This is a genomic window from Moorena producens PAL-8-15-08-1, assembly GCF_001767235.1.
GTDB classification, from domain to species: Bacteria; Cyanobacteriota; Cyanobacteriia; order Cyanobacteriales; family Coleofasciculaceae; genus Moorena; species Moorena producens_A.
In genome coordinates, this window is the sequence record NZ_CP017599.1 from 8,643,721 (window position 1) to 8,658,670 (window position 14,950).

The 14,950-nt window shown below is 40.4% G+C and carries 10 protein-coding genes; 4 read left to right on the top strand and 6 right to left on the bottom strand.

Annotated elements, in window-relative coordinates; translation table 11 throughout:
- Positions 1–19: 19 nt before the first annotated feature.
- Entirely contained in the window at positions 20–562 is a 543-nt protein-coding gene (locus BJP34_RS31715) for a hypothetical protein (RefSeq protein WP_070395784.1), read from the top strand.
- Here BJP34_RS31715 and BJP34_RS31720 read toward each other — a convergent pair.
- The 4 genes from BJP34_RS31720 to BJP34_RS31730 form a co-directional block, all read right to left on the bottom strand.
- Positions 559–2,886 (bottom strand): GTPase, encoded by a 2,328-nt coding sequence (locus BJP34_RS31720; RefSeq protein ID WP_070395785.1) that lies wholly within the window; start codon positions 2,884–2,886, stop codon positions 559–561. The two genes, BJP34_RS31715 and BJP34_RS31720, sit on opposite strands and share 4 nt — an antisense overlap.
- Before the next feature lie 94 nt (positions 2,887–2,980).
- Positions 2,981–4,903 carry a hypothetical protein gene (locus tag BJP34_RS31725; RefSeq protein WP_070395786.1) on the bottom strand — a complete coding sequence of 641 codons (1,923 nt, stop codon included), beginning with the start codon at positions 4,901–4,903 and terminating at the stop codon, positions 2,981–2,983.
- A gap of 319 nt (positions 4,904–5,222) precedes the next feature.
- Positions 5,223–5,387, bottom strand: a complete 165-nt coding sequence (locus BJP34_RS44920; RefSeq protein ID WP_158517571.1) for a hypothetical protein — start codon at positions 5,385–5,387, stop codon at positions 5,223–5,225.
- Positions 5,388–5,652: 265 nt separating this feature from the next.
- On the bottom strand, positions 5,653–7,125 hold the full coding sequence (locus BJP34_RS31730) for a zinc ribbon domain-containing protein (RefSeq protein WP_070395787.1): 1,473 nt from the start codon (positions 7,123–7,125) through the stop codon (positions 5,653–5,655).
- 47 nt (positions 7,126–7,172) lie between these two features.
- On the opposite strand from BJP34_RS31730, the gene BJP34_RS37900 reads away from it, so the two are divergent.
- Positions 7,173–7,424, top strand: coding sequence for an HNH endonuclease (locus BJP34_RS37900; protein ID WP_083305447.1), 252 nt, complete (start codon positions 7,173–7,175; stop codon positions 7,422–7,424).
- Between the two features lie 657 nt (positions 7,425–8,081).
- On the opposite strand, the gene BJP34_RS31735 is transcribed toward BJP34_RS37900, so the two are convergent.
- Positions 8,082–9,083, bottom strand: coding sequence for a P pilus assembly protein, chaperone PapD (locus tag BJP34_RS31735; RefSeq protein ID WP_229424122.1), 1,002 nt, complete (start codon positions 9,081–9,083; stop codon positions 8,082–8,084).
- Between the two features lie 482 nt (positions 9,084–9,565).
- Here BJP34_RS31735 and BJP34_RS31740 point away from each other — a divergent pair, with 482 nt between their 5' ends.
- Entirely contained in the window at positions 9,566–11,617 is a 2,052-nt protein-coding gene (locus BJP34_RS31740) for a tetratricopeptide repeat protein (protein ID WP_070395788.1), read from the top strand.
- A 160-nt stretch (positions 11,618–11,777) separates the two neighbouring features.
- On the opposite strand, the gene BJP34_RS31745 is transcribed toward BJP34_RS31740, so the two are convergent.
- The gene (locus BJP34_RS31745) at positions 11,778–14,120 is read right to left on the bottom strand and encodes a DNA polymerase III subunit gamma/tau (protein WP_070395789.1); all 2,343 of its coding nucleotides are present in this window, start codon (positions 14,118–14,120) and stop codon (positions 11,778–11,780) included.
- Positions 14,121–14,377: 257 nt separating this feature from the next.
- Here BJP34_RS31745 and BJP34_RS31750 point away from each other — a divergent pair, with 257 nt between their 5' ends.
- Positions 14,378–14,680: a hypothetical protein gene (locus BJP34_RS31750; protein WP_008188499.1), complete on the top strand. Its 303-nt coding sequence runs from the start codon at positions 14,378–14,380 to the stop codon at positions 14,678–14,680.
- The last annotated feature ends 270 nt before the right edge of the window (positions 14,681–14,950 follow it).

Below are 14,950 nucleotides of genomic sequence, written 5' to 3' on the forward strand. Positions count from 1 at the left end.
GTTATCCCAGGAAATTACCATGTCAAAAAAACTGATAAAATCCCTAGTCATTACTACGATAACTGCCTTGGGCATAGCCGTTAGTGCTATAGGTGCTGGTGCCCAGTTAGCCACATCCGACCAGGAGTTTATGTTTTTTGGAACCGTGGAGGGAGTCGGTTCATTTGTTAACGTAGAAATCGGCAGCCTAGAAATTTCTGCCAATCGATTGACCTCTACGGTTGAGCAACCCGCTAGAAGTAACCTAATATTTAATTCTAACGTCACCGTCAGTATTGGGGAATTGATTCCCTTAAATGAGCGGTCTCGGAAACTTTTAGAGCAAGCAATTCAGGTAGAGTATGGCATCTTAGGTCGTCCGATGAGTGGCAGTCCAGATTCGGAAATTATTGAGATACTTTCAAAAAATGGTCAAGTAGTTGATAATCGAGACCAATCCACAGTAGAAACTAATGAGTCTGTTAACTACGATCTTGTGGCTTCTCTATCCATTGAATCTTTGACACCACTGGTGGCTGGTGAATATCTCTATAAGTTTAAAATTACTATTTCTCCTAATTAGTTTGTCATCACAGCTTGTTTGATTTTGTTATCAAAAGCAGGTTCAAATAATAAACTATAATTACAAGACAATAAGTTATATATTTGAGCTTCTGTTGGATTTTCCGGAAAACTTCCCAAGTTTTCTACTTTTTGGAGTAAATCACTATAAAAAAAATCATAGTCTTGAGCGATATCAAAAAATATCATTGTTGTCAATGCTAATAAAACAGTAATTCCATGTTTACCAAAATAATGGTAATGACTAAATCTATATTCAAATTGTCCCGTTTCATCAAAATAATGTTCTGTCGTTTTTTGTAAAACTTGGGTTACCCTTTTATTGATATTGACCTTGAAAATACAATAATTTAGCTCTTGATTAAAAGTGAAAATTTGGTTTTCAAAGACAGCCATTTCATCAAGACAACGGTTAATTAATTCCTGCAACTCATCAATCGCATCTTCTATTGTAGTAAATTTTTCAAGATAGTCTTTGGAGAGAGGATTTCTAATTTCTTGAATATGAAGGTTAATTTCTTCAATTCTTTGCTCAATTTTGTCATCAATAGCACTTAATTCGTCGTTAAAATATTTAATCACTTCAAACCAAAACTTACTGTCATCCTGAGCATTTTTCTTTAAAAGATTATATTCTTTTAATTTGTTTAAAAGTAATTTTTTTTGGCGTCCATATTCTTCTTTTTTAGCATCACGCTGGTCAATTTTAGTTTGAATTGTAGCTTTTTCTTCTTTAAGACATTCAACATTTTTTTGATATTCTGCCTCTAGAGATTCAATATAACTATCTTCTGATTTAATAGAACTTCTTTCTTGCTCAAGATAATCACTTTCTCTATCAAGAGACCGTTTAGATTCATAAGTTAATCTAGACGAACTACGGTTAATCCTGTCAATATTAGCATTATACTTATCAAGTCTATCTTTCCAACGATCAAAACGAGAGTTGAAATTATGACGACGTGATGAAATGTCAAGGTAACGAGAATTATTAGCATCAATACGGGGATTATACTCATCAATAAGTTCCTCAATTTCTTGATTAAGGGATTCAAGTAAAGTATTTAATTTATCTAGTTTTTGAATTATTGCTAAGATACTATCCCAGTCTTCATCTAATTTTTGCTTAACAGATTCTTTTTCTATTTCCCATTCTTCAACTTCTTGATTTCTGAGGTCATAGGCTTGTTTTTGTATATCAAAAACAGAAGTCTTAATTAATTGATTAAAATACTCAATTCTTTCTGTAAAGATATATTCTTTGGTTCTAATTAAATACTCAAACTTATCTTCCAGTGACTCAGACCTTTTTTCAAAAATTGGATTATCAAAAACATCGCTTACTATCTTATTAACCTGTTCAGCAATAGAATTATCGTCTTGGTCTGACTGAATGGGAAGACTGACAAGAAAATCAAAAAGACTATAAGATAGTAGATGTAAAGGTTGATCGCAAGTATCACTTCCTGTTGCTCTTTGACAAGCACCATGAGCATATAATCGGATTAATTCTTGTTTAACTTGATTAACATATTCATCAGGAGTTTTTTGCTGTTGATATTGAATTAATTCTTGAAAAAGTTTACCTTTATTTCCTTTTAACATTATGTAAGACTGATGTAATAAGTCTGAAATACCTTCTCCTGTAAAACAATTAAGTCCAATAATAACAGGCTGAGAATGTTGTCCTAAAACTTTATGATGAACTTTTAAAATTTGGGTAGCTGTGTCTTGAATATTTGCGTCTTTTGCAAAATAGCTCATCCCTGTTTGCTTGTTAACAAACATATTAAAAACGTAAATAACATTTTGGTGAACTTTTAGTAAATCTCTTAAATATTGGCGGTCGCCTCTCGTAAATAGTTTTTCTGGTGCTATGAGATAATAAATTAAATCTGGCTGAAATTCTAGATTTACAAATTCTGATATACTAAGATTTTCTTCTTGAGGAGCAGAACAATTTTCTCGATATCTTGCTAAAGTAAGGTCTTCTACAATGGGACAATCCTCAATTTGATTAATTCCTAAAGCAACTCGATTATAATTTTCTAAGAGTTCATCACTACAAACACCAGGAGTATCAAAACATTTTAAACCAATAGGAAACTCAATTAGATTAATTTCCTTAGTACAATCTTGATGACCTGTAGACAAGAAGTAATCACTACCAAGCAAACGATTACTTAATGTCGTTTTACCTGCTCCTGTTCTACCTGTAAAAAATAAGTTAATATTATCAATATTTCTAGGATAATTGCCAAGCTTTTCAATGATAAACTTGGCACGAATTTTAGAAATGGATGGAGGCTTAAGTTGGAAATACATAGTTTTTTGTTCCTAACATGTGCTTAAAGAATACTTTTTAAATCTAGAGCAGGGAATAGTTAGGATTTCCCCACTCTGTTACAAGGTTCTAAAGTTAGATTAAAATTCTTTCTAAAATTTGGCTAATTTCTTCTTCATTCTCGCTAACAGCAAAGGAGTTAATCGCTTCCTTATATGGCAATAATATTGCTTGAGTTTCTTGACGCCCTACTTCTACTATTTCCTGAAAATCAGTTTCCAACTTTTGCTTTCCATTAGCACTTTCAATGCCTAAGCCAATAGATAACAAGTTTTCAACAACAGGATAACCACCTTGTAAATATTTTTTTCCTATCTCTTGTTCTTGTTGTATTACTTCTGGCACTTTTTCTAAAACTTTTTTCTTAACTTCTTTCATGCCCATAAATTTATTCTCAGTAGTTGTGATAGTTTTAACTACGGGTTTAATCACATCCTCACTAACAGGAACTTGTTTTTTCTTTTTCTTTCCACCCATTCCAGAAGCACCAAACATACTAGCACCAAGAACAGGTAGAAATGCTAATCCGCCGGTTGCTAAACCAGCTCCTATTGCCGCCATTGTACCACTCGCCATTTCACTAAAGGCAGCAGCACTTGCACCTGCTAATTGACCAAGATCAATCCCACCAGCCATACCACCAAGATCAGGCCCACCAGCCATACCACCAGGAGAACCTTCTCCATCTACAGGTTTTTGTCTTGATTCTTGAGATTGTTCATATTCTATAACTTGCTTTTCAACTTCTACGTCTTGAAAATCAGGTACATACTCACTTTTTTCGACTTCCTGGTCGTTATAAACAATCCGATCTACTAAGATTGTTTGCGCTTCTTCTCGTGAAATTTTGGCCTCTTGAGCTAACTGAACAATTGTATCATTCAATTCTTTTGCAGCTTCCAAGGTAGCATCTTCTTCCTGAAAAACTCGAATACCATAATCAGCAACTGCCATATAGGCTTCATTGAGTAAGTCTTGATTACCTTGTTTTTCATCTACTTTACGAGTAGCTAAACGACTTGCAATCTGAATTAATGCTTTGCGATAACGGCAACTACGTTCTTGTATAGCAAATTCCTTCAGTTGATCGGGTAAAACTTGTTTAAAGTTACCAATTTTATTATCTGGTAACATTGTAAGCATTAGTTTGGTAATTTGATTAATTCCTGTCCCTTGCTTACAGTCAATTTCAACAATAGGCACAGATTCATTAGGGTAAAATTCTTTAAAAATTTTAGTTATTTGTTGCGTTGCATCTTCTACACTTGCTTGACTGGTTATTCTTGTTCCATCATCTGTGAAATGAATATTTAGGGCAAAAATTACTTTATTTTTATCAGTTTGTTTTTTCTGTTTTCTCAGTAAAGCTTTTAAATATTTACGATCTGGTTTCACAAATTGAGTATGAGGAGCAACCACATAAAGAATAATATCAGGTTTACAATTTTCCTGATTTTCGGGGGATTGCCATTGCTCTACAGCTATATCTTCTTTGACAACTTTTTTAGTAGTAGGATAATCTGAGCAATTCCATAACTCAAATTTATCAATAGGTATTAATTCCTCATCTTCATCATCAATCTGGGGAAGCATCAAAGCAGCTCGATTAATATTTTCGTATGTATCGCTACAACCCCCAGCACCAGGAAGATCAAAATACCATAAGTTACTACGCATTTTAAAGAAAACTACCATCCAAGTGCAATCTGTTTTACCTGAACTTTCAAAAACCTCATCATTATTAACATCATTAATAGTATTTGCTAATTTTTTCTCAGGATCTATCAAAGTAACTGCTAGTGTAGTTTTACCTGCACCTGTACGTCCAGTAGCATAAAAATTAACAGGTTTTGGAAATAACTCTTTTTCAGATTGTTTTTTTAACCATTCTTCATCTACACGACCACTTAAATCTACTTCTCTGAAATCAAATAGTCGTAAAACATCAGGACGATCTTGAAAGATAAATTGTAGAGTTTGCAATGCTTTGTTAGACATGATAGACGTCTCCTTATTTGGTTTTGATTATTTTTTATGGTAAACAAACCAATCAATATGGTTCAAATTTAGATGTTTTGATGGTTTGTTTGAATGATTTATTGAAGCGTAATAGCTTCTTCTTGGCAATTAGCTAGTTGATAGACATTTAGCAAGTTGGTTAACAATTTAATATCATCTGTTTGGGCGACCTCCATTACTAAGTTAAAATCAGGTAAAAAGTTGTTAACTTTATTATTACCCCAATAAACTAATGGTTATTCAGCTTGTTGATTAGCTTCTTTGACTAAACCACACTCCCCTAAAATCACCGCCTGATCTAACCGATAAAGACGCTCTTTTTTACCTGTTTATCTAATGCTTGATTTTGCTCCGCCAACAACCCTATTATTGCTTGCTGCTGTTGCACAAACAAGCGCAGAGATTCTTCCTCTGGGAGGTCGGTTGTGTCGTTGAGAGTATCCAGTACAGTTATTTCAGTCATATCTGAGTTATAACAGATTCACATACTTTTGGCAAAGGGACTGCCAACATATATCCTAAACAGGGGGTGCAGGGGTAATTGAGAAGTTACATTTACTGGAGTATCAGAATGGGAAAACATCCTGAAATGACCAGCTCAATTGACAAGGGATACTCTTGAACCGGTATTAATCATGACAAAACCGGATTAAACGGTCAAGGTGCAATTTATTGTGGTCTAAGTGAGGAGTGGTCATACAGCAACCGGAGTTAAGCCTTCCACTCATCTATTTAGACGTTCCTGGAATCCCGCCCAGGAGTTGCTTGAAAGCCTGAGTTCTGCTATGTTTACAATCAAGATAACCAAGCTCGACTGCATCTAGTAGACTCAGTCCCATACCTTCCAAGAAACGCGCGGTACGACGCAACAATACTGCTTGAACCTCGGTTTTATTCATGTACCGGGAAATTTCCTTGTCTGTACCCCGAGCAAGGATGTTTTTGGCAGCATTATGGTCAGCCTGCAACACGACCCCATTAAATCTGGTAAAATTGTCCCCGCTCCTTTTCCCTAGAAGGGTTCCAGTCACGGAGTCAACTTGCGACGTGTAGCTAGGCTGCACTTCTGTTACAACAGATCCAGTCCAATCAGCCCATTTTTGCAAGGAGTCCCGCATTTGACCTTTCATCCAGCTATTAAGCTTGCGAGACATCGCCAATGGCTGACGTTTTCCTTTAATCGGTTGTGTTAAATCTTCTGCAAATACTTTTAGTGATTCCCCATTAAAAAGGGATTTAGATGCGGCTCCTATGACAGCCGCAATCTCTGATTGATTTTGCCTGTAACGCTTATTTTCTGTTTTTCTAGTTAGATTGTTCTTAAGGATACGAGCCGACTTACCTGGGTCTATTTTCTCTAATTTTTTGTGAAGTGACCAAAGCTTTCCTCTATGGCGGTTTTTGGAGCATATACGGTCGGACTTTTTGGTAGCCAATTTACCCAAGCCTTTCCCGTGCGCCTGACCCTCTGAGTCATAAAAAGCCTCTGTGTATCCCTTGTCTACTCCTACAGAGCGACGTTCAGCGGGGATTTCTACAGTTCCATAATCAACTAAAAAATGAATCTCAAATCTTTGCAGGAGTTGATTGTGAATTAATCTAATCTGTCCACTTATTTGGCGATTAGATTTAACAACTATCTTGTTCCTTTTTCCTCTTCTTAAACCAGCTAATTCTAACTGATAAGTATTGCGAGAGAGTCTTTGGCATTTGTACCCTCCCTGCTGGTAAACTATCTGATTTTTAACCCAAGAATGTCCTCTCTGGAACTCTTTTCTGATAAGTCTGTGCAGGAGTGGACTGTCTAGAAATGCCAAAGTCTTAAGCTGTTTGCAAAGCTCTTTCCTTATCTTTTGGTTACCCTTTCCAGGAAACCTTTTGTAAATCTTTTTAATCACCGCTTCAGTGCAAGCCGCTTGGCTCGCCGTAATGGCTTTGGCGACATCACTGACCGTCCACTCCATCAATTTAGAAGGCAGTCCTAAAGATTCATTTGTCCTAAAGCTCCTAATCTCTGGGTAAGCTTTTTTCCAGTCCAGTCCCCAGTGGTTAATACTGCCCAGTTTGTTATAGGACTCAGCCCTAACGATGCCAAGTTTTTTCATTACCTGTAGCAACTCAAACTCAACCGACTCAGTCATCCCAACAACAGGGACGATCTGAGTTGATATCTTTTTGGTTGCTCCTATTTTTTTGGCCATCGTTAATGACTGTAGCGATACTTTAATGATACTCTAGCGCTAGTTAAATGTCAAGTGTCTACGTTGTAACACTTAATGCCGTTTTATACCGTTTTAATGGTCAGGCTGTTGAAAAGGCAAAAAGGGAAGTGGTCCGACTGTGGTCTTACTTTTGGCGTAGCCGACGCTTCGCGAACAGAGATGGAAATTTATTGCATACAAATTATATCATACCGCGCTCACAAGGTGAAAGTAATTGGGATAAAAATCTAGAATTACTTCATCTACACTGCCATGATGGAAAAAAAACACGGTTCTAACCATGTTAGAGGTACCAATAACAATGGTTCTTTCAACGAGGAGCCGGGTGAAGGGAAACTTTCACGCCCGGTTTTGTTGGCGTAACCTTCCCGAAGGGTAGACGAGTAAGTGAGGTGACTCACTGGCTTAGTTTAATGGAACACAGACCAGGGAACAGTTGCTAGTGGTGCTTCAGGGGGGGCTTCATGTTTCGCTTCGTAGCGACGCTTAGGTTGCTACCCACATTCCGCAGGTTAGCTTGGATATAGAATATTTTTTACGACACTATGGGAAACTGAGCGATCGCATAAGCGCGGAAGCTGAGGCCTTTGGCCACGCTTCGCGAACGCTTCATCGCCTTTGGCGCGCCCTAAAGGGGCGATCGCAAGTTCAGCCATTCTCAAAAATCCTAACCAATTGAGAATAAAGCTGGGCAAAATGGCTCTTCATACTCAAATCAATGAAACTGGGAGCAGGATATAGCTTTGGCTTGTAAGCAAAGAGAAAATTATTCAAATTGAGGACGAACCTGCGGAATGTGGGTTGCTGCCCGTAACGCACCACTGCTGGGTCAAACAACTTTTAGGAGATGCACCCGAACACAGACCAGGGAACAGGCAAGATGCCTGTTCCACAAAACTCTTAAAATCATTCTATTATTAAGCAACGCCCTCAGGTTAATTACTCTGAGCAGTGGTGCTGGTGGGAACAGTCAGATTAATACTAAAAGGCACACTTTGTCGATTCTCTTCTTCGCCCCAAAGCAAGGTTCCAGTCAATTGGTATTGTCCAGCTGTCAATTCCTTGGCATGACTAGGATATCCGATAGAAATCTTCCGTTCTCCCCCAGCAATAACTGTCCATTCGTTTTGTTTGCCAGTGGTGACCGTAGTGCTTCCCTGTTTCAAAGTCCACTCCACCTTGGGACGTGCAGAGGCATTGCCACTGTTGCTAACCTGTAAGAGAATCTGCTGATTCTTGTGATCAAAGCTCGCTTCCTCTACGGTCAATTTGGGAGAAATATCTCCATGACGTACATAGACAGTGACACCAACGCGAGGTACAATGCCCATACTTACACCACGACTATTATTCTGAGAATGTTCCAGATTTTCTGTGAAAATCACTGCCCGATATTCCCCTTTATCAATACTAGGAGGAAAGCGGGAAATCATTCGGATGCGGCGAGTTACTCCTGGTTCTACTACCAACTCACGAGGGGAGAATTGTAGATAAGGGGTTAAGTCATTAGAGCTAGATTCCAACGCCTCAAACCCATTTTCATCATAGGTGAAAGGTGTCGCATAGACACGGGCTCGAAACGCCTTATTACTGCGATTGGTGACGTTGATGATACCTTTGGCTTGACCTCGTTCTGCTTCTTCTTCAATAACTAAAGGAGAAACTTGAACCTGAGCTTTAGCTAATCCTGGAAACAGCACCAGTGCAGATAAGGCGCAGCTACCTAAATAGGATATTAAATGTTGATTGAGTTTAATCATTTCTAGGCAACAGGGAATCGGGAATCGGGAATCGGGAATCGGGAATCGGAACCCACCCCTAACCCCTCCCAGGAGGGGAACGGGAATCGGGAATCGGGAATTGGGAATCGGAAATCGGGAATCGGGAATAGTAAATAGGTAAAAATATGTGTAACTAATTAATAGAAAAGTAAGCATTTAGCTTATGGGCTACTTGAGGTGCTACTTGAGGTGCCAAAGGCCAAAGGCTGACGGCTGACGGCTGATTGCTGATTGCTGATTGCTTACGATAATTTAGTAAACAGCGATATACTTTAATCTATTGTTGACTAAAATTTTAGTAATAGCTATAGTTGAAATTGCTGATTTTTATAGATTTTTTTTCAAAAATCGTTATAAATACGGATATAGTAATCCTAAGTAATTTATAAGTATTCACACAAAAATAATTACCGATTTTACAAAATCAAAATCCTGATTTTGTAAGCATTATCGAGAAGAGGAGGAGGTAATTTATTTTGTAATGATACTTAAAGAATACTTCTCTTAAAATCGTCCTGAGTGCTAAGTACTGATAAATTAAGCCACGATCACAGAATATTCAAGTTCAATCCTGACTTAGGCAACAAAACCAGGAAAAGGTTGATATGTAATCCCTTTGCTCTGACACCTATGCCAGCATGATAGTAACGGACATTGCCTCAAATCAAGAAATTTCCAGTTGGAATCGGCAAACCTATCAACGTTTGAAACTCGCTTTGAGCATTGGTCTGCGCCGCCAGCTTTTTTTGGCAGTGTGTGATGACCTGAATCTGCGGAACCACCTCGCAGATCAACTATACCGGGAGTTAGGCTTATCTGGAGCAAACGGGTCAAGGAACCACCAAGGTTACCCAAAGTTGGTCAGCTTGAATTTAAATCTGAGCGAACCCAATCCCGTAGCTCAGATTAGTCAATGGTTAACCGACCATGAGGAATCTTACACTTCTGAGAGTATACCGGGATTTCAGATTCTGGGTATAGAAAACTTAACACGGCAACCGGCAACACTGCAACGATTGTTTCTCAGGCATTTACAGTCAATTGGGAATAATCTCAGCTACTGGGAACTGACTTTCTTGCTCTGGTTGCCACGACCTTGGTTTTATTCCATTCAGCAGTCGGTACCAGAATTTTGGCAACAGCACACTGGTTTCTTTGAGTTTGAAGGAGAACCAACACCCCTATCCCAACGGGTTACTGATACACCAGAGGCTTCCTACACATTACCCCCTTCAACAACAGTAATCGATCCTGGTCAGGAAGATGTGGAGACACTGTCACGGCAAGAGGATGTGTTGACAGTTAAAAGTTTTAATTTTGAAACATCAAACGATAACTTTGAACCAAAGAATGTGCGACTTGAAAATCACAGTGAAACACGACAAGATAACTTACAACTAAATAACCTGCCACCGACAACTGAAACTGAAACACCACAAGATAACTCTGAACCAAATAACTTGCAACCTGGAACTCAAAAACCATCTACAGGCCAAACCTATCTTGAATTGGGCAATCATTATCGCTACCTGATTGAACAGGGAGATGCCTCTGAGGAAAACTTAGTGATCGCAATCCAGGCTTATGAGCAGGCGCTGCAATGGTCAAAATTCACACCTATCGAAGAATCCGCTATCCTCAATGATGTGGGAAATTTCTACTGGATGCTATCTCGTTGTCCGAACAATGACAACCTGATGGTCTCTTATTTAGAGCAAGCCATTAAATGCTATCAAGTAGCAGTAACTGACTTTTTAGCGGAACAATCTCCGGAAATTTTTAGCATGATACAGAATAATTTGGGAACAGCTTATGGAGAATTAGCCCAGTACCAAGATTTAGCTAAAAATCTGGAAAATTCTATTTGCGCCTATGAAGAAGCTTTGGGCTATGGCGGTGCTGACCATGACTTGGTTAAATATGCTTCAACCCAAAATAACTTAGGAACGGCTTACTGGAATCTAGCGCAATATAAATCACCAGTGCCTAATTTAAAGAAAGCGATCGCAGCCTACCAAGAAGCCATTTCTCATCATGACACCACAGCCAATCCTCAAAATTGGGCAATGATTCAAAATAACCTGGGTACGACTTACTGGAGTCTTGCCCAGCACGAACAACCAACAGTCTGGTTGAAGCTAGCCATATATGCCTATCAAGATGCTCTCAAATACCGGAAATCGGAGGTTGACCCAGCTGGCTGTGCTGCGACACAGAATAACCTAGGTACCGCCTACTGGCACTTAGCCGACCAGTTAAAGGAGGAATATGGGGCAAAAGTAGAATACCTTAAGCAATGTATAACGGCTTATGAAAATGCTCTTGCGATCGCAGGATATCAACCACACCCCTCTGAGCAAGTCCCTAACCAGAACAGATCACCTGTACCAGTTAACTTTGATATTATCGCTACCTACAACAACTTGGGGCTAGTGAATTTCCAGCTAGGGACACAGCCACAATTTTCCTTAACCAAAGGGTCTAAGTTAACTCATTTAGAAGCTGCCCTACACCAACATGTGCAAGCTTGTATGGGTACAGTTGATCAACCCGAAACCTACCAAATTTCTCTGAACTACCTGATCCACACCATTCGGGCATTTTCTCGGGAAAATGGTCCTGCGGGACAAAGCTTTGCCCTTTCCAAAGTTCCAGGTCAGCTATTACCAGAAATTTTGCCTCGCCTATGAGCCTAGGAATTGAAATTCCCAATTCCCAATTCGAGGGAAGCTAAATTATTTGTGATAATTCTTGATCCAAAGTTCCCAACTCCCGACTCCCGACTCCCGACTCCCTATTCCCAGATCCGCTGTTCCCTTTGGTACCCCAATTCTCAAATTGATCATAACTCTAAAAAGGGAGTTCACCATTTTCATCATATTCTAACTCTTGCGGCCTATTCTGAATCTTGATCGAAAACGGTCTTGGATCAGGTTGATTTTCGGCTACTGATGATTCGGGTTGCTCTTGGTCAAAGGTACCCTGAGTATCCTTGACAAACGACTCTACTAATGGCTCTTTGGGCATCACTTCATTATTACTCAGCTCATCATTTAAATCAATAATTTCTCCGCCAAAAGAATCTTTAATTTTTCCTAAAGCTTGCTCTATTTGATCAGCATCCCAGCCTAAGTCAGGGAAGTCATAGGCTGGCCTGGATAATACTGGACTGGATAATGCTGGGCTAGATAATGCTGGGCTGGATAATACAGTCTCCGCTGCTTCAGATGTTTCAGAATTGCTAGGAGGAGTAAGGTTTTCTGGCTGGGATGGTTGGGGGGAAGGGTTTACCGCTGTCTTTGAAGAGTCACTGGTGCTAGGTGGCACAACTAGTTTGGCTTCGGTTGAATCCCCCTTTGAATCCCCCTTGCTGTTTGAAGATTCCTGTGGTGCTTCTGGGGTAGTGATTGGTGGAGGTAATTTCTGAGTTGGTACTGCTGGTAGGGTCACTCTTGATTGAGGAGCGGTCTGGGACGGGTTTGCTCCTACTAGTTGGAAATTAACTTTCACATGACCTGGATGGACTTTGGCAAATGCCTTTTGAATTTGGGGCAACATTCCTTGTATGAGCTTTTGTACACCCTTCTTTTTGATGCCAATAGATGCCTCTCGGCCATTGAAAGCTAATAAACAGCCGTTGCTACGCAGTATTTCTCTAGAGCCATCCAGTTCGATATTATGAATGACCTGTTGCCAAACCTGCTCGATTTGGTAGGGCTGGTTGCTAACCTCGCTATCTCGCTCAACCCTAGCGCTATGGTCAACCGCCTGATTCGATGTTGAGGTTGAGACTAAATCAGGGGTTTTGGGTATGCCATTACTAGAGGTGTCTGGGTGTGGTTGAAACCCTAACCTTTCTGGAGGCTTAGGCTCGTCAGTTTGCTGCTGAGTCTTGGGTTTCTGAGCTTGTTTACTTGGATGCTCTGGTTTAGGAGTAGTCTGATCTCGGCCAGAGCTTGGTTGATTGTATTGCTCTTTTCTGGGCTGATGTCTCCCAACTGGTGCTAGGTTAGGCTGGTGCCTAGGTTTCACCGCAGGTGCTGAGGGTTTGACTGATGGATTTTTAGGGGATAACTGTGAGGTTTCTAGGGATTCAGAGGCAAGAGCCCCTGGCAATAACCCCATTAGAGTTACTTCTAACCACAGACGGGGCTGGGTAGTGTTTTTGATCTGAAGTTCACTGTCTTTTAGATGCTGTTGACCACGTAAAATACTCTCCAAATCCAACTGTATAGCTAACTCACACAGCTTCTGCCAGCTTGGGAGGGTGATGGCTGATAAATTATTACGAGCAGGAGCAGTTTTAGCAATTAACAAATCTCGGTAGAAGCTAGCCAGATTTTGTAGGATAACTAGGGGTTCTCGACCTCTATCGATCAGATAGCCACATTGTTCTAGTACTGCTACCGGTTCAGAAGATGCGATCGCGTTTAGCAATGCCAGTAAGTCTTGTTCAGGTACTGCCCCTACTAAATCCCAAACCTGCTCTACCGTGACCTGTTCATCTAACAAACTCAGTTGATCTAGCAAACTTTCTGCATCCCGGAGCCCCCCTTGAGCCACTTGTGCCACTACGGTTAAGGCATCTGGTGTAATAGCGATATTTTCCTTAACTGCAATAGCCTTCAAATGAGACACCATTGCCTCTAGGGGAATGCGGCGAAAATCAAAACGTTGGCAGCGGGAAATAATGGTGGGTAATACCCGTTGAGGGTCTGTGGTAGCCAAGATAAAGACTACCCGCTCCGGCGGTTCTTCCAGGGTTTTGAGAAGGGAGTTGAAGGCTGCGGTACTAAGCATATGGCATTCATCGATCACATACACTTTGTAGCGGCACTGGACTGGGGCAAATTGAGCCCGTTCAATGATTTCCCTGATATTATCTACACCGGTATGACTAGCTGCGTCCATCTCAGTCACATCCAAGGCTAAACCACCAGCGATCTCACGGCAGACTTGACATTCCCCACAAGGCAATGGAGTTGGCAAATTAGTCTTGAGACAGTTGAGGGACTTAGCTAAAATCCTTGCCGAAGAGGTTTTGCCCGTACCTCTAGGGCCAGTAAACAAATAGGCAGGGGCAATGCGCTCACTCTCTATGGCATTGGTTAGGGTTTTTGCGATCGCATCTTGCCCCACTAAATCCGCAAATCTCTGGGGACGATATTTGTGATGTAGGGGTTCGTAGCTCACGACTTTGTGCTGTGGGGGGCTTACCGGATTGGTCTAGTAGTGTTTGACTAATAGTGTTTTAATTTTAGGCAAGACAGATGGGGGTCTTGTTAGGGATTGCTGGAGACAGGGGTTTGTTCAACCTTTATCTTCGGTGGTAATCTTTCACCAAAGATAGTAACAGGGATATCAGACTCCTATACTACTGATGGGTTACTTTACCTAAACTATATAATCGAGCATTTCTACCTCATCGATATATATCTTCTGTTTTAATTATGGAATCAGCTATTTCTTCTTCTGTTAGTACAACTGACGAATTACCCCGTGAGGTGAGAGTTGCTCAACTGCGTAATCTGGTAGAAACTCTACACATCGCGGATGAAATTGCCAGCCAAGGCTACCTGATTAGTAGTTCTGAACTGGCGGATTTAATGGATGTCAACGCCAGCGCTGTCACTAGTCGGGGTAACCACTGGTCTTGGCGCAACTGGGTTGTGTCAAGGGTCAGGCGTGAAGGTAATCAAATTCTGTGGCAGTTAGAACGGGTAGACAAAGGGAATATAATGGATGAAGACTAAACCTTACAAGACTAAGCCCTAGATAGGGGCGTGTCTATACTACGTTGAGACTATGTTGGTAAGCAGTCAGGGGTCAGCAGTCAGTGGTCAGGTTATTTGATTCAATTGCGGTGTGCTCCTCAAGTACTGTGGCCAAAGGCTGTTGGCTGATAGCTGATAGGCGACACGCGCTCTAGCTTACCTATGTTGAGTGTTTAACGTTGAGTGTTTAACATTGACTGACTGTTAAGGATTAACACTCAACACTCAACAGTCCGACTGGTGCATTAA